The organism is Microbacterium sp. BR1 (genome assembly GCF_002812725.1).
Lineage (GTDB): Bacteria > Actinomycetota > Actinomycetes > Actinomycetales > Microbacteriaceae > Microbacterium.
This window is the reverse complement of record NZ_NMUN01000004.1, coordinates 923,431-942,086: the sequence shown is the minus strand read 5'-3', so window position 1 is coordinate 942,086 and position 18,656 is coordinate 923,431. Positions and strand designations below refer to the sequence as shown.

The window sequence follows — 18,656 nt, the reverse complement described above, 5'->3', positions numbered from 1 at the left end:
GTGACAGACTGATCGGGTGAGTGACACACCCGCCTGGGCCGCATCCATCGAGTGGTTGCCCCTTCCCGCTGCCGCCCAGCTGATGGGCGAAACACCCGGCCGCGTCCGCCGCCTGCTCGATGACCATCATCTGGTCGCGATGCGTGTGGACGGCGCGCTCAAGATCCCCGCCGACTTCTTCGTCGATGAGCGGCCCCTGCCGTCGTTGCGCGGCACGATCATGGTGCTCCTCGATCGCGGTTTCTCCACCGACGAGATCATGGAGTGGCTCTTCGAGACCGAAGAGACCATGGGCGATGCGCCGATCGCGGTCCTGCGCTCGGGGCGCAAGAGCGAGGTCCGGCGCGTCGCGCAGTCCCTGGGCTGAGCGCTCACATACTCCCCACCCACGTCGCTGGGGCGTCGAGGCTGCGTTGGGGCGCGGATTGCCACGCCCCAACGAGGCTCTGTCGCCCCAACCATGAGGGTGGGCATCGGGTGGGCATCGGGTGGGCATCGCGAGGCTCACGCGCCTCGTCGTGACGCGGGACTATGCCACGCGGTCGACGGCCGCGCGCGCGAGATCGCGGAGCGCCCCGACCGAAGCGTTGTCGAGGGGCGCGCCCGACAGGGCTCGGTCCGCCTCGTGCGCGTAGGACGCGATGAGCTCTTCCACGCAGTCGAGGGCTCCACTGTCACGGATGGTGTTCTGAAGCATCCGTACCTGCGCGTCATCGAGATCGGGATCGCCGACGAGCTCGTCGAGGGTGCGGCGGACGGATGACGCGAGTCCCTGACGCGCGAACGCGATGAGCGCCGTGCGCTTGCCCTCGCGCAGGTCGTCGCCGCTCGGCTTGCCGGTCGCGGCCGAGTCCCCGAAAACGCCGAGCACGTCGTCGCGCAGCTGGAAGGCCATGCCGACGGGGTGACCGAAGGCGCGCAGTGCCTGCCGCTGCTCCGTGCGGGCGCCGCCGATCGCCGCGCCGATGAGCAGCGGCTGCTGCACCGAGTAGCGCGCGGACTTGAACGAGGCGACGAGCAGGGCGCGATCGAGTTGCTCGTCTTCGGGCGCGGGCACGGTCTCGGCCGCGATGTCGAGATACTGGCCGACCGTCACGTCGCGTCGCATCTCGGCGTATTGGCGTCGGGCCGCCCGCGCGCGGTCGGCGGGCACATCCGCGATGCCCTCCTCGAACAGGTCGTCGCTCCAGGCGACGAGCAGGTCGCCGGCGAGGATCGCGGAGGAGCGACCGTAGGCGGCGGCGTCGCCCGTCCACCCCCCGGCGCGGTGGGCACCCTCGAACGCGCGGTGCGTCGCCGGTCGACCGCGGCGCGTGTCCGAGTTGTCGATGATGTCGTCGTGCACGAGCGCCGCCGCGTGGAACACCTCGAGCGCCGCGGATGCCGTGACGATCTCGTCCGTGCCCGAGGCATCCGTCACCGCCCGCCAACCCCAGTAGCAGAACGCCGCGCGCAGCCGCTTTCCCCCCTGCAAGGTGGCGGCGGAGAGCTCGAGGATCGGGCGCGCGAGAGGGCCGGCGTCGGCCGCCTCGGCGACGCGAGCCGAGACGAATCTCTCCAGTCGCTGTGAAACCGCTTGGATGGCGTCTGGGGATCCCTGCACGGGCCTAGCCTAGTAAGCGGCGCCGCGAGTAGACTGTGACGCAATCTTTAGAACCCACGGGGGACCGATGCCACTCTCTGAACAGGAGCAGCGCCTTCTCGACGAGATGGAGCGCCACCTTCTGCGCAACGATGCCGATGTCGTGAGCGCGGACCGTGAGGGACGCACCATCAACTACCGCAACGTCACGCTGGGAGCGATCCTGGTGCTCGTCGGAATCGGTGCACTCGTCGCAGGTGTCGCCACGCAGTTGATCGTCGTCGGAATCCTCGGTTTCGCCGCGATGCTCGGGGGAGTGGTTCTTGCTCTCACCCCCACGCGCACCGACATCACGCGGATGCCCGCTCCCGGAAGCACGAGCGCCCCGCGCCGCACGGCCCAGGTCAGCTTCATGGATCGCATGAATGACCGCTGGGATCGCCGCCAGGACGGCCACTAACCCTCCACCTCCCTCCACTCTTCGGGGCCGACCTTCGGGTCGGCCCTTTTTTCGTGCCCTCTGCTCGTTTTCGTGTTCGAACTTCCGCGTCGTTCCGCGGGCATCCGGGAGGAACGACGCGTCCCCGATCGCACCCCTGAGCGCATTTCGTGATGCTCGGGCGAGGTCGTTCCTTCCGGATGTTCGCCCGTGAAGCGGACACTCGCGCCGATTGGTGGTGCGAAAGCGTAGGTAAGTGGAGGGAAGTGGAGTAAAGTGGGGCCAAACCTGAGGCGGGCCGGGCGAAGGGGGGTACACGTCGATGCTTCTCGGCACCTACACCCCCAAGCTCGACGACAAAGGACGCGTCATCCTCCCCGCAAAGTTCCGCGAAGACCTTGCCGGCGGCATCGTCATCACCCGCGGTCAGGAACGCTGCCTCTACGTCTTCAGCTCCGCCGAGTTCGAGCGCGTCCACGAGCGCATCCGCGAGGCCCCGCTCAGCAACCGTCAGGCGCGCGACTTCCTGCGCATGTTCCTCTCGGGCGCGAGCGCCGAGATGCCGGACTCGCAGAACCGCATCACGGTTCCCACCCACCTCCGCGCGTATGCGGGCCTCGAGAAGGAACTGATCGTGACGGGTGTCGGCGCGCACGCCGAGATCTGGAACGCGGATGCCTGGAACGCCTACGCCGCCGCAAACGAGGAGTCGTACTCCGACCTCGAGCAGGAGGTGATCCCGGGCCTCTTCTAAAGCCCCCTGGTCCTGACTCCCAGCCGCCACGCCCTGACACACTTCCCCGGTGCCAGGTCGGAGCGGATGGGGATCAGGACCCGGGGTCCCGCCCCTCTCATCATGGAAACCCGCGACCGCCATACCCCTGTCCTGCTCGAGCGCTGCATCGAGCTGCTCGCCCCTGCGCTGCAGAAACCGGGCGCGGTGCTCGTCGACGCGACGCTCGGGATGGGCGGACACTCCGAGGCGTTCCTCGAGCGGTTCCCCGACATCCACCTGATCGGCCTCGATCGTGACACCGATGCCCTCCGCCTGGCGGGGGAGCGGCTCGCGCGCTTCGGCGACCGGGTCACTTTGGTGCACACCGTCTACGACGGCATCGCGCAGGCTGCGGCCTCCGCGGGCTACGACCGTGTCGACGCGATCCTCTTCGATCTGGGCGTTTCGTCGCTGCAGCTCGACGAGTCCGATCGCGGCTTCGCCTACTCGCGCGACGCGCCCCTGGACATGCGGATGGATCAGACCGGCGGGCCGACGGCCGCGGACGTCATCGCGACATACCCCGAGGGCGCCCTCCGCGCGATCTTCGAACGGTATGGCGAAGAGAAGCTCGCCGCCCGTTACGCCCGCTTCATCGTCGCGGCCCGCAACAAGGCCCCCATCCTGCGGTCGGGTGAGCTCGTCGAGGTGCTCGTGGCCGCGACGCCCGCGGCCGCTCAGCGCGCCGGGCACCCGGCGAAGCGGGTCTTCCAGGCGTTGCGTATCGAGGTCAACACCGAACTCGTCGCGGTCGAGCGGGCGATCCCCGCCGCGCTCGACCTGCTCGCCGTCAAGGGTCGCATCGTCGTGCTGGCCTACCAGTCGCTCGAGGACCGGATCGTGAAGCGTGCGTTCGCGGATGCCTCGGCCTCGACCGCGCCCGCGGGGCTCCCCGTCGAACTCCCCGAGCACGCTCCGCAGTTCCGCCTGCTCGTCAAGGGCGCCGAGCTCGCTTCCGAGGACGAGCGCGAACGCAACCCGCGCGCCACGCCCGTCCGCCTCCGCGCCGCAGAGAGAGCGAGGGCCGCATGAGCCTCGCAACAGTCGCCCCCCTCGTCCCCGGCAGTCCGACACGACCGGCTCGAAGTCGACTCCGCGCCGTCGACGGCGCCCCCGCGCGCCGCCGCCGTCCGCGGTTGGCGTATGCGATCATCGCGCTCAGCGGTGCTCTCGCCATTGCAGCGGCTCAGATGGGAATCTCGATCGCCATGACCCAGGGCGTGTACGAAGAACAGGCACTCACCCAGCAGGTGCGAGCGTTGCAGTACGAGAGCCAGTCGTTGACGCAGCAGCTTGTCGGTCTGAGCTCGCCCCAGTACCTCGCCGCGAACGCCTCGGCGCTGGGCATGGTCATCAACGAGGCGCCGTCATACCTGCGTCTGTCGGATGGCGCGATCCTCGGCAGCGGCGCCGCCGCGCCCTGGCAGTCCACCGTCGACGCGATCGGCCGCGGAAGCGTTCCGAACGCGCTCGTCGCCACGGCCCCGCTCGTCACGGCACCCGACGCGACGATCGAGGGTCTGCCCGAGGTGCCGGTGGCGCCGACCGATGCCGTCGTGACCGGACCGCCCGCCCTCTCCGAGGGGCTGCCCGCCCCGCAGACCCGCTGACCACTGCCCACACACCACTGAGCCGCCCAGAGTCTTCGGAATCGACATACGAAACGCAGCGTCGCACACATGACCACACGCACCACACGTTCCCCCCGCCGCCGCACCGTGGTCGCTCTCGCCGTCGTGCTGTCGATCCTCGGAGTCTTCGTCGTACGCCTGGTCGACATCCAGGTCGTCAACGCCGATGAGCACCGGGCCGACTCGGCCGGGGTCGGGATGCTCGCGACCAACAAGCTGGAGGGTGCACGCGGCACCATCGTGGATGAGACGGGCGCCGTACTCGCCGGCAACACGATGCTGTACGACGCTCAGGTCGACCCGCAGAACATCCTCAATCAGAAGTTCAGCGACGGCCGGACCGTGCAAGAGGTCTGGCCCGAGCAGGCCGCACAGATCGCGGGAGTCACCGGTCAGACGCCGGAGCAGGTGCAGCAGATCGTCGCGGACGTGCTGGCGGCCAACTCCGAGTCCCAGTGGGCGCAGATCGCCACCAAGCTCAGCACGGACCAGTACCAGGCCCTCGTCGCGCTCGAGCTCCCGTTCCTGTACACGACGCCGCACCCGGCCCGAAGCTATCCGGATGGCGCCGTCGGTGGCAACCTCGTCGGATTCGTCGGATCCGATGGCGAGGCTCTCGCGGGTCTCGAGCTGGCGCAGAACGACTGCCTGCAAGCGACGCCGGGCTCCGAGTCCTACGAACGCGGCAAGGACGGAGTCATCATCCCGGGCACGCTTCAGCAGACGCCCGCGGTCGATGGCGGCACCCTGCAACTGACGATCAACCGCGACCTGCAGTGGTACCTGCAGCAGATGGTCGCGGAAGAGGTGCAGAACCAGCAGGCCAACTACGGCACGGCGTTCGTCGTCGAGGTCGCGACGGGAAAGATCCGCGCCGCCGCCGAGTATCCGACGGTCGACCCCAATGACGTCAACGCCGCGGCCGAGGCCGACCGCAGCAGCCGCATCTTCACCTACGAGTTCGAGCCGGGCTCGACCTTCAAGCCCGTGACCGCCGCGACGATCATCGACTCGGCGGGGGTCACCCCGCTCACCCCCACGCTTCCCGCCGCGGGGCGCGAGACGCTGCCCGGCGACATCACCGTCAACGACGTCTTCTCGCACCCGTCGTACAACTACACGATGACCGGCGCGCTCGTGGACTCCTCGAACGTCGCGCTGTCGAAGTTCGGCACGCTGGTGTCAGACGAGGTGCGCCACGACTACCTCGCACGATTCGGGGTGGGACAGAAGACCGAGGTCGGCTTTCCCGGTGAGCGCGAGGGCATCCTGCACGACGCGCCCTGGGACCAGGCATCCCATTACACGTCGACCTTCGGCCAGTCGTTCACGGTGACCGTTCCCCAGGTCGCGAGCGTCTACCAGACGATCGCGAATGGCGGAGTGCGGATGCCGCTGAGCCTGGTCGAGTCGTGCACGACGGCGTCCGGCGAGGTCATCGAGCCGGACCTTCCGGCCCCCGAGCAGATCATCAAGCCGCAGACCGCCGCGGACGTCACGCTGATGCTCGAGAACGTCTTCCAGCAGGTGACGAACCACAAGGTTCTGGCCGTCTCGGGGTACCGGATGGCGACCAAGTCGGGAACGGCCGAGAAGGCGAACGACGACGGCAACGGGTACAAGAAGGGCATCTTCTACACGACGCTCGCCGGGTTCGCGCCCGCCGACGACCCGAAGTACGTGGTGATCTTCACGCTCGACGAGCCGAAGAAGAATAGGATGTCTTCGGCCAATGCCGCCGGATTCCAGAAGGCGATGACCCAGGTCTTGAAGACCTATCGGGTGCTGCCGTCCACCACACCGGGGCCCGAGATCCTGCCCAAATACCAGTAAATCCTGCCCGCGAAACCCTGACCACCGAGTACTGACGTCCCGCGGGCGCCGCCCACAGCCCACCGTCCAGGGAGAGTGTCCATGATCGCGCTGACGTATGCCGAGATCGCCCGAGTCACCGGGGGCGATCTGCGTACGGCCGGATCCGACACTCCCGATTCGGTGATCGAGGGCACGGTCGAGACCGACTCCCGCCTGATCGAGCCCGGGGGCATCTTCGCCGCCAAGCCGGGCGCCGAGACGGACGGGCACCTGTTCGTCGGCACCGCGCACGAGCGCGGTGCCGTCCTCGCCCTCGTCGAACGCCTCGTCGACACCCCGATCACCCAGGTCGTCGTGCCGAGCGTCGTCAGCGCGCTGGCCGACCTGGCCCGCCATGTGGTCGCCACCGTCCGCAATCGCGGAGAACTCACGGTCGTCGGCATCACGGGCTCGAACGGCAAGACCACGACGAAGAACATGGTCGCCCGCATCCTGCGGGACGAGGGCGAGACCGTGTGGCCCCACGCATCCTTCAACAACGAGGTCGGCGCGCCCCTGACGATGCTGCGCGTGACCGACAGCACGCGGTATCTCGTGTGTGAGTTCGGTGCGAGCGCGCCGGGCGAGATCGCCCGCCTCGCGGGGCTCGTCACGCCCGACATCGGCGTCGTGCTGATGGTCGGCATGGCGCACGCCGGAGGGTTCGGCGGCATCGAGGCGACCGTCGCCGCCAAGTCCGAGCTGGTCCAGGCGGTGCGAGCGGGGGGCACGGCCGTGCTGAACGCCGACGATCCGCGCGTTGCCGGGATGGCGACGATCGCCCGCGACCGCGAGGTCGACGTCGTGTGGTTCGGACGCGGGGCGAACGCCGACGTATGGGCCGACGACATCCGGGTCTCCGCCGAGGGCACGACGTGTGACGTGAGTGCCGGGGGAGTCACGGTACCGCTGCGACTGCGTGTCCTCGGCGAGCACTTCGTGGCCAACGCCCTCGCCGCCATCGCCGTCGCGACGCGCATCGGCGTGCCGCTGCGCACGTGCGTCGAACGACTCGAGACGGTCGAACTCGCGGAGCGCTGGCGGATGCAGCCGCTCGGAAATGACCGTGTGCGCATCATCAACGACGCCTACAACGCGAGCCCCGACTCGATGTCGGCGGCACTGCGCACCCTCGCTCAGATCACCGGTCCGGGCCAGCGCACGGTCGCCGTGCTCGGGGCGATGAGCGAGCTCGGTGAATACGCCGACGACGAGCACGACCGCGTCGGACTCCTGGCGGTGCGACTCGGCATCCAGCGCATCGTCATCGTGGGGACCGAGGCGCGGCGCATGTTCCTCGAAGCCATCGCGCAGGGCTCATGGGACGGCGAGGCCGTGTTCTTCGCGGACGCGGATGCCGCCCACGACTATCTGCTCGGGGAGCTGCGCGACGGAGATCGGGTGCTGGTGAAGTCGTCCAACGCGGCGGGGCTCCGGCACCTGGGCGATCGTCTGGGAGAATCGTTCTCGTGAGATCCCTTCTGACGGCGGCAGCGATCTCTCTGGCGTTCACGCTCTTTCTCACGCCCGTCTTCATCCGGCTGTTCCGCAAGTGGGGCTGGGGCCAGGTCATCCGCACGCCCGAGGCGATCGAGAACCCGAGCCACGCGCAGAAGCGTGGCACCCCCACGATGGGTGGCCTGATCTTCATCGTCGGCACCATCTTCGGGTATCTGATCGGCGGGTTCACGGGCGGCAACCCCCCGACGATCTCGGGGCTGCTCGTCATCTGGATGATGATCGGGTTCGGCGCGGTCGGCTTCATCGACGACTACATGAAGGTCCGCAGCCAGCGGAGCCTCGGGCTCTCGGGGTGGCGCAAGATCGTCGGCCAGGTCCTGGTCGCGGTGCCCTTCGGCATCGTCGCCCTCAACTTCCCGAACGCGTGGGACCAGACCCCGGCGTCGGCCTATGTCTCGCTGTTCCGGGACATCCCGGTGCTGTCGTTCATGGCGCTGGGTCCGGTGATCGGCTGGATCCTGTACCTCACGTGGCTCTCGCTGATCGGGGTCGCGACGTCGAACAGCGTCAACGTGTCGGACGGGCTGGACGGTCTCGCCGCCGGTGCGGGGATCTTCGTCGTGGGCGCGTACAGCCTCATCGCCTTCTGGCAGTTCCAGCAGGTCTGCACCGGCGAGGGGCCGACCCCCGCCGTCCTGGCGGCCTGCTACGACACTCCCAACTCGTTCGATCTGGCCATCGTCTCGGCATCCTTCGTGGGCGCGCTCGTCGGGTTCCTGTGGTGGAATGCGCCGACCGCGAAGCTCTTCATGGGCGACGTCGGGTCCATGTCGATCGGTGGCGTCATCGCGGCGATGGCCATCCTGACGCGCACCGAGCTGCTGGTCGTCCTGGTCGCCGGCGTCTACGTCATCGCGTCGGGCTCGGTCATCCTGCAGCGCGCCTATTTCAAGGCAACGCGCGGCAAGCGCCTGTTCCTGATGAGCCCGCTGCACCATCACCTCGAGATGCGCGGATGGTCCGAGGTCACGATCGTCGTGCGCATGTGGATCATCGCGGGGATGCTCGCGGTGTCGGGCATCGGCCTGTTCTACGTCGAGTGGCTGACCCGGGCATGAGCGCCCCGCTCGCCGAGCTCACCAGCTGGAACGCCGACTGGAAGGGCCTTCGGGTCGTCGTCCTGGGCCTCGCGCAGACCGGGTTCTCGGTCGCCGACACCCTCACCGAGCTCGGCGCGGAAGTCCTCGTCGCGACCGAGTCCGCGGCCGAGGAGTACGCCAGCCTGCTTCCGGTGATCGGGGCCGATCTGCACGTCGGTCCGCTCGACGAGGTCCCCGACCGCGTGCGGGAGTTCGCGCCCGACGTGATCGTGGCCTCGCCCGGGTTCGCGCCCGGACACCCCGTCGTGCGGTGGGCCCTCGAGACATCCGTTCCCCTGTGGGGCGACATCGAACTCGCGTGGCGGGTGCGCGACAAGGTTTCGCGCCCGGATGGCTCGCCCGCCGACTGGATCCTGGTCACCGGGACGAACGGCAAGACCACGACGACCCGATTGGCGGCCACGATGCTCGTGGCGGGAGGGCTGCGCGCCGCGCCCTGCGGCAACATCGGTGTGCCGGTGCTCGACGCCATCCGCGATCCCGCCGGATTCGACGCCCTCGTCGTCGAACTGTCGAGTCACCAGCTCTGGTACCTGTCCCTGGCCGAGCCGGAGGGGCAGCCCTTCCCGCTCGCCTCGGTGTGCCTGAACCTCGCCGACGACCACCTCGAGTGGCACGGATCCTTCGACGCGTATCGCGGGGCGAAGGCCGTCGTCTACCGCAACACCCGCGTCGCCTGCGTCTACAACAAGGCGGATGTCGCGACTCGAGAGATGGTCGAGGACGCCGAGGTCGTCGAGGGTGCCCGGGCGATCGGGTTCGATCTGGGCGTGCCGGGACCGAGCGACGTGGGCATCGTCGACGGCATCCTCGTTGACCGGGCCTTCCTCGAGGAGCGCCGATCGAGCGCTCTCGAGATCACGACCCTCGAACGTCTCGCGACGGTCGGGCTGATCGCGCCGCACATCGTCGCCAACATCCTGGCCGCGGCGGCCCTCGCGCGCGCCGCCGGAGTCGAGCCGGTCGCCATCCGTGACGCACTGGACACCTTCCGGCTCGACCCGCACCGGATCGAGGTCATCGCTCACCACGCCGGTGTGACCTGGGTGGACGATTCCAAGGCGACGAACCCGCACGCCGCGGCGTCGTCGCTCTCGGCCTACCCCGGGGCCATCTGGGTCGTCGGCGGTCTGCTGAAGGGCGTCGACATCGCTCCTCTCGTCGCGGGGCGCGGCAGCGCGGTCAAGGCGGCGATCGTGATCGGCCGCTCGCGCGACGACGTGCTCGCGGCATTCGCGCGACACGCCCCCGACGTGCCCGTGTTCGAGGTGGAGCACGGTGAGACTGAAGAGGTCATGAGGCGTGTCGTCCAGCGGGCGGCGGGCATCGCGGCGTCGGGAGACGTCGTGCTTCTCGCTCCGGCTTCGGCATCCTTCGACCAGTTCAGCGGATACGCCGAGCGGGGCACGCGCTTCGCGGAAGCGGTTCGCGAACACGTCGGAGGGCTCGATCCCGAGCATCGCGACACGGATCCCGAACGGGAAGACACGCATCCCGACGGGGACGACAACGAGGCAGGGGAGACGGATGGCGACTCGGACGCCGACGCGCCCCCCGCGGGCGGACCAGCAGCCTGACGATGCGCCCGCGCCCCGCGGGCTGGCGGCCCGTGTCTCGCTCGGCCGGGTGTTCGCACCGGTGCCCAGCGAGTTCTTGCTGATCGCCTCGACCGCGATCCTGCTGACCGGCTTCGGTCTCGTGATGGTGCTGTCGGCGACGACCGCCTCCGCGACCGCCGAGGGCGCGAGCCCGTTCGAAAGCCTCTTGAAGCAGGGCGTGTTCGCGGTCATCGGTATCCCGCTCATGTTCGTGGCTTCCCGCTTTCCCGTGTCGTTCTGGAAGCGGATCGCCTGGCCCCTGCTCGGTATCGCGACACTCTTTCAGCTGCTCGTGTTCGTTCCCGGACTCGGTATCGAGATCCTCGGAAACCGCAACTGGATCTCGATCGCGGGGCAGACCGTCCAGCCGTCCGAGTTCCTGAAGCTCTCGCTCGCCCTGTGGGTCGCTTACGTGCTGTACCGCAAGCAGACCCTGCTCGGCCTCTGGCGCCACGTGTTCATCCCGCTCGTCCCGGTGTCGGCGGCGGTCATCGCGACCGTCATGGCGGGGCACGACCTCGGCACGGCCATGATCCTGGTGTTGATCCTGCTGGGTGGCCTGTTCTTCTCGGGTGTGCGGCTGCGGATCTTCCTGTTGCCTCTCATCGCTGCCGCCGCCTATGTGGCCTACATGGCGGTCGCGAGCCCGAACCGCATGCGCCGCATCATGAGCTTCATGAACGAGGACTGCGACTACTTCAACGACTGCTATCAGGCGATGCACGGCGTCTTCGGGCTGGCGGGCGGCGGCATCTTCGGGCTGGGCCTCGGCAACTCGAAAGAGAAGTACGGGTGGCTGCCGGCCCGCGCCAACGACTACATCTTCGCGATCGTGGGAGAAGAGGTGGGGCTGATCGGATGCATCGTCATCCTCGGCCTGTTCACGCTGTTCGCGGTGGGTGCCTTCCACGTCATCCGCAAGACGCATGACCCGTTCATCCGCATCGCCTCGGGCGGAATCACCGTGTGGATCGTGGGCCAGGCCCTCATCAACATCGGCGTCGTGCTGCGCATCTTCCCCGTCCTGGGTGTGCCCCTGCCGTTCATGTCGCAGGGTGGCACCGCCCTGCTGTCGGTCCTGCTGGCGTGCGGCGTGCTGCTGTCGTTCGCGCGCACACTGCCGACTTCCGCACCCGAGACCCGAACGGGTCTGCGCGGCGGAACGAGCGCGGCCCGTCGGGGTAAAGTCTCGGCGTGACGACCTACCTTCTGGCAGGCGGGGGAACCGCCGGCCATGTCAATCCGCTGTTGGCGGTTGCCGACGGCCTGCGTGCGCGCGAACCCGAGGCGAAGATCCTCGTCCTCGGCACCAAAGAAGGGCTCGAGGCGCGTCTCGTCCCCGAGCGGGGGTACGAGCTGCTGACGATCGAGCGCCTGCCGTTCCCGCGCCGCCCCGATCGCGCGGCGATCGGCTTTCCGGCGCGGTTCCGGCGCGCGGTCGGGCACGTGCGCCGCGTGATCAGCGATCGGGACGTCTCCGTCGTCGTCGGATTCGGGGGGTACGCCTCCGCGCCCGCCTATGTCGCGGCACGACGCTCCGGCATCCCGTTCGTCGTGCACGAGGCGAATGCCCGTCCCGGTCTGGCGAACGTGCTGGGGGCGCGCCGTGCGGCCGGTGTCGGCGTTGCGTTCGCCGGTACGCCCCTGCGGCGCTCGCGCGTGGTCGGGATGCCGCTGCGCCGCGAGATCGTCGACCTCGATCGTGCGGGTTTGCGCGACGAGGCCGCCGCGCACTTCGGGCTCGAGTCCGCTCGGCCCACGCTTCTGGTGTTCGGCGGCTCGCTCGGGGCGCTGCGCCTGAACGAGGCTTTCGCGGGTTCCTATGCGGACGTGCTCGCGGCGGGATATCAGCTCGTGCACGTCACGGGGGAGCGGTCGGACTGGCGGGACCCGGGCGCGCCCGGATACGTCGTGAAGAAGTACGAGGACCGGATGGACCTCGCCTTCGCGATGGCCGATGTCATCGTCTCGCGGGCGGGAGCGGCGACGGTCAGCGAGATCAGCGCGCTCGGCATCCCCGCCGTGTATGTGCCCTACGCGGTGGGTAACGGCGAGCAGCGCCTGAACGCGGCGTCCGCGGTTGCGGCGGGAGCGGCGGTGCTGATCGACGACGCCGCGTTCACGGCCGAGCGGGTGCGGGCGGAGGTCCTGCCGCTCCTGGCCGATCCGGCTCGACTCGACGCCATGCGAGCGGCCGCGGCATCCGTCGGCTCGCGCCGTGGCACGGAAGACCTCATCGCGCTGATCGACGAGGCCCTCGCGCGCTGAGGCGCCCGCTCGGCCTCGAGCTGCTGGGGCCTCGACCTGCTGGGGCCTCGATCTGCTCGGGCTCGAGCTGCTCGGGCTTCGAGCTGTCACGCACCGCTCGATCGGCGCCGCGATACAGCGTTCCTCGCCAGTTCGATGGCTCCAACCACCTCGAACGGACGCGACATGCCGTTCCCCATCGATGGGGAACGGCATGTCGCGACCGTTCGTGAGGTTCCGCGGGGGTTCCGGGTCAGGGGGAGACTATGCGGATGCTGGGTAGGGCCGGTGGTCGCGGTGGGTGCGGCGCGTGCTCAGCCGGCGGCCTTCGCCGACCGCGAGGATGAGCGCCGCGATCGGGAGCAGGAAGGGCAGCATCTGGATGGCCAGGGCGGTGACGACCACCGCCGCGCCGCACATGATCGCGATCGTCGTTTGAACCGTTCGAGCGGCCCAGCGTCCGGTCGAGAGGATCCACGTGACCGCGCCGCCCAGGGGGAGCCCCGCGATCAGAAGCGCCCACACGATACGGTTCCCATCCCCGCCCCCGACGATGTTCTCGGTTGCGGCGATGACGAACCCTCCGGCGATGAGCAATGCGGGTCCCCAGGCGTGGAGTGCGCGGTGGTGGGCGGATCGCATCAACCCGATCGTCGCGCAGTACGGCAGCGCGGCGATGAAGCCGGCGACGATGCCGAAGCGCATCGCCCCGGTTCCATCCAGGGTGGATCCGGGCCATCCGCTTCCCGTGAGAGCGAACAGGACAGCCGCGGTACCCGCGACCGCGGACGCCACGGCGCAGACCAGAACGGTTCTGCTCGCGGGCCGGGTCGTTCTCGCGGCGCGTGGGGCGGGGGGCGCCGGGTTCGAGATCGGTGCCCGTGGCTGGGCCAGGAGAATCACGGAGCCGAGGGTTGCGATTGCCAGAAGCGCCCCGCTCGCCGGGCTCAGAAGCGAGAACGCGAGAAACGGGTAGGCGACCGCAGCGCACGCCGCACCAGCCAGCCGAGCCCAGACCGCGCGCATCGCGGGGGCGCGGAGCATTCCTCCCACGACGACCGCACCCCAGGCCATGGCGGCGAGCCACGCGGCGGCGGCGAACCAGATGAAAGCCTGCGCGAACCATCCGCGGGTGGTCCCGGCGTCGGCTTCGTCGAAACCGACGCTCCACGAGAGGGCGACGAGCGTCGAGAGCGTCGTCGCCGGCAGAGCGAGAGAAATACCCGTCAGCGCCTCTGCGGCGGAGATGATCCCGCGTGTGCGCAATGTGGCAACGACGGCGACCAGGATGAGGAGCGGGCCGACCCCGAATCCGGGTATCAGCCACGCCGCGCCGACGCCCAGAAACAACAGGGGGATGCCCGCGAGGGCGAGCGCGGCCGCGAGGGACGCCGCGACGATCGCGGTGCGCCGGTCCAGACGGGCACCGAGACCGTGGAGTATCGCCCCGCGTCGCATCGAGGCATCCGGTGTCTGCAAACCGCGCGCCTCCGCGTCATCGAGCATCGTGCCGAGCACGATCGACTCGTTGCGTTCGCGCCAGCGGCGGGGGTACCACCGCAGGAGCGCGCGGAACTCCCGCTCGTCCGGCGTCGTCATGCGAACGTCGCCGCGCGGGTCACGATGACGGGCGCTGGCCGCGGGGGTGCGAGCGCCGCGCGGGCCGCGGATGCTCGCCTCTCGAGGTCGGCGAGCTCATCTTCGAGGCGGGACCGGCCGGTGTCGGTGAGCGCGTAGTAGCGGCGCGCCCGCCCATCGACGATCTCGTCACCGTCCTCGATCACGAGGCCACGGGCTTGCAGGCGCTCGATCGTGGCATACAGGGTCGTGGTCTTGAGGGCACCCGGGTCGCCGGATGCCTCGTCCACATGCCGCAGGATCGCGTAGCCGTGGCGGCGGCCCTGCGTCAGGCTCGTCAGGACCCAGAAGGCGGTCGTGCCCAGTGATGCGCTCATGGGTCGAACATATTCCCAAGTCGGGAGTATGTCCAGGGCGGGCCGGTCAGACATCTTCGAACGGTCGCGACATGCCGTTCCACACCGACATGGAACGGCATGTCGCGACCGTTCGAGGCGCAGCGGCCTCGCGGCGCGCCGCATGGAGCCGGGTGACCGGGCGCGCCGAGCGCCGACCTCGCAGGTCGCCGACCTAGACTTGTCGGGCCATGATCCGACCCGACCTGACCCTGCCGATTCCCGCGAACATCGAGTCCGCGCACTTCATCGGCATCGGCGGATCCGGGATGTCCGGGCTCGCGCGCATGTTCCTGGCCCGCGGCATCCGGGTGTCCGGCTCCGACCGCGCCGACAGCGCCGCGCTCCGCGAACTCGAAGCGCTCGGGGCGCGTGTGCACGTCGGTCATGACGCCGCCAACCTCGGCGACGCCGACACCGTCATCCACACGGGCGCGATCTGGCCCGAGAACCCCGAGTTCGTCCTGGCGAAAGAACGCGGGATGCCCGTCATCCACCGGTCGCAGGCGCTGCACTGGCTGATCGGCGGGCGGCGTCTGGTCTCGGTCGCCGGTGCGCACGGCAAGACGACGTCGACCGGGATGATCGTCACCGCTCTGCAGGACCTGGGCTCCGACCCGACCTTCGTGAACGGGGGAGTGATCGCCCAGCTCGGCGCGTCGAGCGGAACGGGTGCCGATGAGCTCTTCGTGATCGAGGCCGACGAGTCCGACGGCACGTTCCTGCTGTACGACACCTCGATCGCGCTCATCACCAACGTCGATCCCGATCACCTCGACCACTACGGTACGAACGACGCCTTCGACGACGCGTTCGTGCGCTTCGCGGACGGGGCGCGCGAGAGCGTCGTCATCTCGGCGGACGATCCCGGCGCGCTCCGCGTGAGCGCACGCCTCACGCATCCGAATGTCGTCACGTTCGGGGAATCCGCGGGCGCGGATGTCCGCGTCACCGACATCGTCACAGATGGTCCGGTGTCGTTCGCGATCACCTATTGCGGACGCACGGAACACGCACGACTCGCTATCCCCGGCGCGCACAACGCGATCAACGCCGCCGGCGTCGTCGCGGTGCTGCTCTCGCTCGGGCACGAACTCGAGCCCGCGCTGCGAGCGGTAGAAGGCTTCGCGGGAACCGTCCGTCGCTTCGAGCTGCACGGCGTCGCGCGCGGAGTGAGCGTCTTCGACGACTATGCGCACCACCCGACTGAGGTGGCCGCGGCCCTCGCCGCGGCGCGCACCGTGATCGGCGACGGCCGTATCATCGCGGTGCATCAGCCGCACACCTACTCCCGAACGCAGCAGATGTACCGGGAATTCGCCGAGGTGCTCGAGGAATACGCCGACCACACGGTCGTGCTCGACGTCTACGGCGCGCGCGAGGACCCGATCGAAGGCGTCACCGGTGCCCTCGTCCGTGACGCCTTCGCCGACCCCGACCACGTCGCGTTCGTGGCCGACTGGCAGCAGGCGGCGGACTACACCGCGACGGTCGCCCGCGACGGCGACTACGTCATCACGCTCGGCTGCGGCAACGTCTACCTGATCATCCCGCAGGTGCTCGAAGCACTCGCGCAGACGACGCCGGCCGGCGTCTCGGACTGACGGATGCGTCGGCCCCCGCCGCTTCCCGCGTCCGAGAAAGCCGGGCCCACGCCGAAGCGCACGACCTCGCGTTCGTGGGACGACGAGCCGGCCGCGCCGCGCGGGCTCGAGGGCTCGGGCGAGGAAGCATCCGCTCTGCCCCCTTCGACGGGTCCCGAAGTACCCGCGCCCGGTCCCCGCGATGTCGCATCGCAGGAGGATGTGGGGCACGAGACGACGACGCCGCGCCGCACGGGGATCCGCGACGTCTGGCGTGCCGCGCGCGCCCGGCGTCGTGCCCTGCGTCGTGAGGTGCGCCGCTTCACTGTCCGGAGCAGGCGCCGTCGGCTGGCGTGGCTCGTGGGCACCGCGGCGGTGCTGCTGCTGATCGTCGGGAGCGTCGGCGCCGCGTACAGCCCGCTGTTCGCCGTCGAGCGGATCGAGGTCGTCGGCACGACATCGCTCCCCGCAGCGACGGTCGAAGAGGCGCTCTCGGGCCAGCTCGGCACGCCGTTGCCGCTCGTCGACGCGAGCGCCGTGAAGGCGGCCCTCGTCGCATTTCCGCTCGTCGAGTCCTACACGCTGGAGGCGCGACCGCCGCACGACCTGGTGGTACGGATCGTCGAGCGGACCCCGATCGGCGTCATCCAGACGGACGCAGGCTGGACGCTGGTCGATGCGGCGGGCGTTGCGCTCGAGACGAGCCCGACCGCGCCGGAGGGTCGACCGGTTCTCGAGATCGCGGGCGGCACGACATCCGGGGCGTTCGAGTCCGCGGGTCTCGTGATGCGCGCCCTGCCGGACGCGATCGCGGCGCAGGTGACCCGGGTCGCTGCGACGACGCGCGACGACGTCACGCTGACCCTCGCGAGCGGCACGCAGGTCGTCTGGGGTGCGGTCGAAGAGACGGGTCAGAAGGCGCTGAACCTCGACCGGGCGATGACCGCGCGGCCGGGGATGTCGGTGTACGACGTCTCGTCGCCGGCATCCGTCGTCGTCCGCTGACGCCGTCCATTCGGGTCACGCGAGCGGAGATTCCGTCCGTGTGTGGCGACACGCCGCGCGCCTGCGGGCGGGGGAGGAGCCCCGGCCTACCGTGTGAACAGAGGAAATGCATACCGGGCATTTCTTTACAGTTCTACTTGAGGTTGAAGGTTTCACCCAGGTTCGCGACACGGAGGCCGGCATGAGCCAGAACCAGAACTACCTCGCCGTCATCAAGGTCGTCGGCGTCGGCGGCGGCGGCGTCAACGCCGTCAACCGCATGATCGAGCTCGGCCTGCGCGGCGTGGAGTTCATCGCGATCAACACCGACGCGCAGGCGCTGCTGATGAGCGACGCGGACGTCAAGCTCGACGTCGGTCGCGAGATCACCCGCGGCCTCGGCGCCGGTGCCGACCCCGAAGTGGGTCGCCGCGCGGCGGAGGACCACGCGGAGGAGATCGAAGAGGCCCTGCGTGGCGCCGACATGGTCTTCGTCACGGCCGGCGAAGGCGGCGGCACGGGCACGGGTGGTGCGCCCGTCGTCGCCAAGATCGCGAAGTCGATCGGAGCCCTCACGATCGGTGTCGTCACGCGCCCGTTCTCGTTCGAGGGACGCCGGCGTCAGACCCAGGCCGACACGGGTGTCGCGCGCCTGAAGGAAGAGGTCGACACACTCATCGTCGTGCCGAACGATCGGCTGCTCGAGATCAGCGATCGCGGCATCTCGATGATCGAGGCGTTCGCCACGGCCGACCAGGTCCTGCTCGCCGGTGTTCAGGGCATCACCGACCTCATCACGACGCCCGGTCTCATCAACCTCGACTTCGCCGACGTCAAGTCGGTCATGCAGGGCGCGGGATCGGCACTCATGGGCATCGGTTCGGCACGCGGCGCGGATCGCGCGATCAAGGCCGCCGAGCTCGCGGTCGAATCCCCCCTGCTCGAGGCCTCGATCGAGGGCGCGCACGGTGTGCTGCTGTCGATCCAGGGCGGCTCGAACCTCGGAATCTTCGAGATCAACGATGCCGCGCAACTCGTCAAAGAGGCCGCGCACCCCGAGGCGAACATCATCTTCGGAACGGTCATCGACGACACGCTCGGCGACGAGGTGCGCGTCACCGTCATCGCCGCGGGATTCGACGGCGGCGAACCGATGCAGCGGAGCGAGCCGATCCTTGCCCAGCGCCAGGTTCCCGCCCTGCCCACCGCCACGGCGGACGAGGCGGCCGAGGTCAAGGTCGAGGCGCGCGAATCGGTCTCGGTGGGTTCGGCTTCGGGCCCGATCGTCCCCGAAGCCGCGGGATTCGACTCGGCGTTCGGCGACGACGACCTCGACATCCCCGATTTCCTGAAGTAGCGGCTTCCTCGA

General features: G+C 69.4%; 17 protein-coding genes. 14 read left to right on the top strand and 3 right to left on the bottom strand.

What is annotated here, in order from left to right:
- Positions 1–16: 16 nt before the first annotated feature.
- Positions 17–367 carry an Rv2175c family DNA-binding protein gene (locus CGU35_RS08685; protein ID WP_232711198.1) on the top strand — a complete coding sequence of 117 codons (351 nt, stop codon included), beginning with the start codon at positions 17–19 and terminating at the stop codon, positions 365–367.
- Positions 368–529: 162 nt separating this feature from the next.
- Here CGU35_RS08685 and CGU35_RS08680 read toward each other — a convergent pair whose 3' ends face one another.
- A complete protein-coding gene (locus CGU35_RS08680; protein WP_100811094.1) occupies positions 530–1,603 on the bottom strand; it encodes a polyprenyl synthetase family protein in 1,074 nt (357 codons plus the stop codon).
- Positions 1,604–1,670: 67 nt separating this feature from the next.
- Here CGU35_RS08680 and CGU35_RS08675 point away from each other — a divergent pair, with 67 nt between their 5' ends.
- The 10 genes from CGU35_RS08675 (at position 1,671) to murG (ending at position 12,768) form a co-directional block, all read left to right on the top strand.
- Positions 1,671–2,042, top strand: a complete 372-nt coding sequence (locus CGU35_RS08675) for a DUF3040 domain-containing protein (protein ID WP_100811093.1) — start codon at positions 1,671–1,673, stop codon at positions 2,040–2,042.
- Positions 2,043–2,343: 301 nt separating this feature from the next.
- A complete protein-coding gene (gene mraZ, locus CGU35_RS08670; RefSeq protein WP_100811092.1) occupies positions 2,344–2,775 on the top strand; it encodes a division/cell wall cluster transcriptional repressor MraZ in 432 nt (143 codons plus the stop codon).
- Positions 2,776–2,877: 102 nt separating this feature from the next.
- Entirely contained in the window at positions 2,878–3,828 is a 951-nt protein-coding gene (rsmH, locus tag CGU35_RS08665; protein ID WP_181003346.1) for a 16S rRNA (cytosine(1402)-N(4))-methyltransferase RsmH, read from the top strand.
- Positions 3,825–4,406: a hypothetical protein gene (locus CGU35_RS08660; RefSeq protein ID WP_146048006.1), complete on the top strand. Its 582-nt coding sequence runs from the start codon at positions 3,825–3,827 to the stop codon at positions 4,404–4,406. Before rsmH ends, CGU35_RS08660 begins: the two co-directional genes overlap by 4 nt.
- 69 nt (positions 4,407–4,475) lie before the next feature.
- Positions 4,476–6,260, top strand: a complete 1,785-nt coding sequence (locus tag CGU35_RS08655) for a peptidoglycan D,D-transpeptidase FtsI family protein (RefSeq protein WP_100811089.1) — start codon at positions 4,476–4,478, stop codon at positions 6,258–6,260.
- An 81-nt stretch (positions 6,261–6,341) separates the two neighbouring features.
- On the top strand, positions 6,342–7,754 hold the full coding sequence (locus tag CGU35_RS08650) for a UDP-N-acetylmuramoyl-tripeptide--D-alanyl-D-alanine ligase (protein ID WP_100811088.1): 1,413 nt from the start codon (positions 6,342–6,344) through the stop codon (positions 7,752–7,754).
- Positions 7,751–8,860, top strand: coding sequence for a phospho-N-acetylmuramoyl-pentapeptide-transferase (mraY, locus tag CGU35_RS08645; RefSeq protein ID WP_100811087.1), 1,110 nt, complete (start codon positions 7,751–7,753; stop codon positions 8,858–8,860). Before CGU35_RS08650 ends, mraY begins: the two co-directional genes overlap by 4 nt.
- Positions 8,857–10,479 carry a UDP-N-acetylmuramoyl-L-alanine--D-glutamate ligase gene (gene murD, locus CGU35_RS08640; RefSeq protein ID WP_100811086.1) on the top strand — a complete coding sequence of 541 codons (1,623 nt, stop codon included), beginning with the start codon at positions 8,857–8,859 and terminating at the stop codon, positions 10,477–10,479. The genes mraY and murD overlap by 4 nt, the downstream gene beginning before the upstream one ends.
- On the top strand, positions 10,430–11,698 hold the full coding sequence (ftsW, locus tag CGU35_RS08635; RefSeq protein ID WP_100811085.1) for a putative lipid II flippase FtsW: 1,269 nt from the start codon (positions 10,430–10,432) through the stop codon (positions 11,696–11,698). The genes murD and ftsW overlap by 50 nt, the downstream gene beginning before the upstream one ends.
- Positions 11,695–12,768 carry an undecaprenyldiphospho-muramoylpentapeptide beta-N-acetylglucosaminyltransferase gene (gene murG / locus CGU35_RS08630; protein ID WP_100811084.1) on the top strand — a complete coding sequence of 358 codons (1,074 nt, stop codon included), beginning with the start codon at positions 11,695–11,697 and terminating at the stop codon, positions 12,766–12,768. The genes ftsW and murG overlap by 4 nt, the downstream gene beginning before the upstream one ends.
- A 243-nt stretch (positions 12,769–13,011) precedes the next feature.
- On the opposite strand, the gene CGU35_RS08625 is transcribed toward murG, so the two are convergent.
- Complete coding sequence (locus tag CGU35_RS08625) at positions 13,012–14,346, bottom strand: hypothetical protein (protein ID WP_100811083.1); 1,335 nt, start codon at positions 14,344–14,346, stop codon at positions 13,012–13,014.
- Positions 14,343–14,702 carry a PadR family transcriptional regulator gene (locus tag CGU35_RS08620; RefSeq protein ID WP_100811082.1) on the bottom strand — a complete coding sequence of 120 codons (360 nt, stop codon included), beginning with the start codon at positions 14,700–14,702 and terminating at the stop codon, positions 14,343–14,345. Before CGU35_RS08620 ends, CGU35_RS08625 begins: the two co-directional genes overlap by 4 nt.
- Before the next feature lie 209 nt (positions 14,703–14,911).
- Between CGU35_RS08620 and murC the strand changes: the two genes are divergently transcribed.
- The 3 genes from murC (at position 14,912) to ftsZ (ending at position 18,644) form a co-directional block, all read left to right on the top strand.
- A complete protein-coding gene (murC, locus tag CGU35_RS08615) occupies positions 14,912–16,324 on the top strand; it encodes a UDP-N-acetylmuramate--L-alanine ligase (RefSeq protein ID WP_100811081.1) in 1,413 nt (470 codons plus the stop codon).
- A gap of 3 nt (positions 16,325–16,327) precedes the next feature.
- A complete protein-coding gene (locus tag CGU35_RS08610; RefSeq protein ID WP_100811080.1) occupies positions 16,328–17,308 on the top strand; it encodes an FtsQ-type POTRA domain-containing protein in 981 nt (326 codons plus the stop codon).
- Positions 17,309–17,489: 181 nt separating this feature from the next.
- A complete protein-coding gene (ftsZ, locus tag CGU35_RS08605) occupies positions 17,490–18,644 on the top strand; it encodes a cell division protein FtsZ (RefSeq protein ID WP_100811079.1) in 1,155 nt (384 codons plus the stop codon).
- The last annotated feature ends 12 nt before the right edge of the window (positions 18,645–18,656 follow it).

What these genes read in the sequence shown, in the direction of transcription:
- CGU35_RS08620 (WP_100811082.1), bottom strand. Translation starts at nt 14,702, where the DNA reads ATGAGCGCATCACTGGGCACGACCGCCTTCTGGGTCCTGACGAGCCTG.
- CGU35_RS08610 (WP_100811080.1), top strand. Translation starts at nt 16,328, where the DNA reads ATGCGTCGGCCCCCGCCGCTTCCCGCGTCCGAGAAAGCCGGGCCCACG.
- CGU35_RS08650 (WP_100811088.1), top strand. Translation starts at nt 6,342, where the DNA reads ATGATCGCGCTGACGTATGCCGAGATCGCCCGAGTCACCGGGGGCGAT.
- rsmH (WP_181003346.1), top strand. Translation starts at nt 2,878, where the DNA reads ATGGAAACCCGCGACCGCCATACCCCTGTCCTGCTCGAGCGCTGCATC.
- CGU35_RS08625 (WP_100811083.1), bottom strand. Translation starts at nt 14,346, where the DNA reads ATGACGACGCCGGACGAGCGGGAGTTCCGCGCGCTCCTGCGGTGGTAC.
- murC (WP_100811081.1), top strand. Translation starts at nt 14,912, where the DNA reads ATGATCCGACCCGACCTGACCCTGCCGATTCCCGCGAACATCGAGTCC.
- murD (WP_100811086.1), top strand. Translation starts at nt 8,857, where the DNA reads ATGAGCGCCCCGCTCGCCGAGCTCACCAGCTGGAACGCCGACTGGAAG.
- mraZ (WP_100811092.1), top strand. Translation starts at nt 2,344, where the DNA reads ATGCTTCTCGGCACCTACACCCCCAAGCTCGACGACAAAGGACGCGTC.
- ftsW (WP_100811085.1), top strand. Translation starts at nt 10,430, where the DNA reads ATGGCGACTCGGACGCCGACGCGCCCCCCGCGGGCGGACCAGCAGCCT.
- ftsZ (WP_100811079.1), top strand. Translation starts at nt 17,490, where the DNA reads ATGAGCCAGAACCAGAACTACCTCGCCGTCATCAAGGTCGTCGGCGTC.
- CGU35_RS08675 (WP_100811093.1), top strand. Translation starts at nt 1,671, where the DNA reads ATGCCACTCTCTGAACAGGAGCAGCGCCTTCTCGACGAGATGGAGCGC.
- CGU35_RS08655 (WP_100811089.1), top strand. Translation starts at nt 4,476, where the DNA reads ATGACCACACGCACCACACGTTCCCCCCGCCGCCGCACCGTGGTCGCT.
- CGU35_RS08660 (WP_146048006.1), top strand. Translation starts at nt 3,825, where the DNA reads ATGAGCCTCGCAACAGTCGCCCCCCTCGTCCCCGGCAGTCCGACACGA.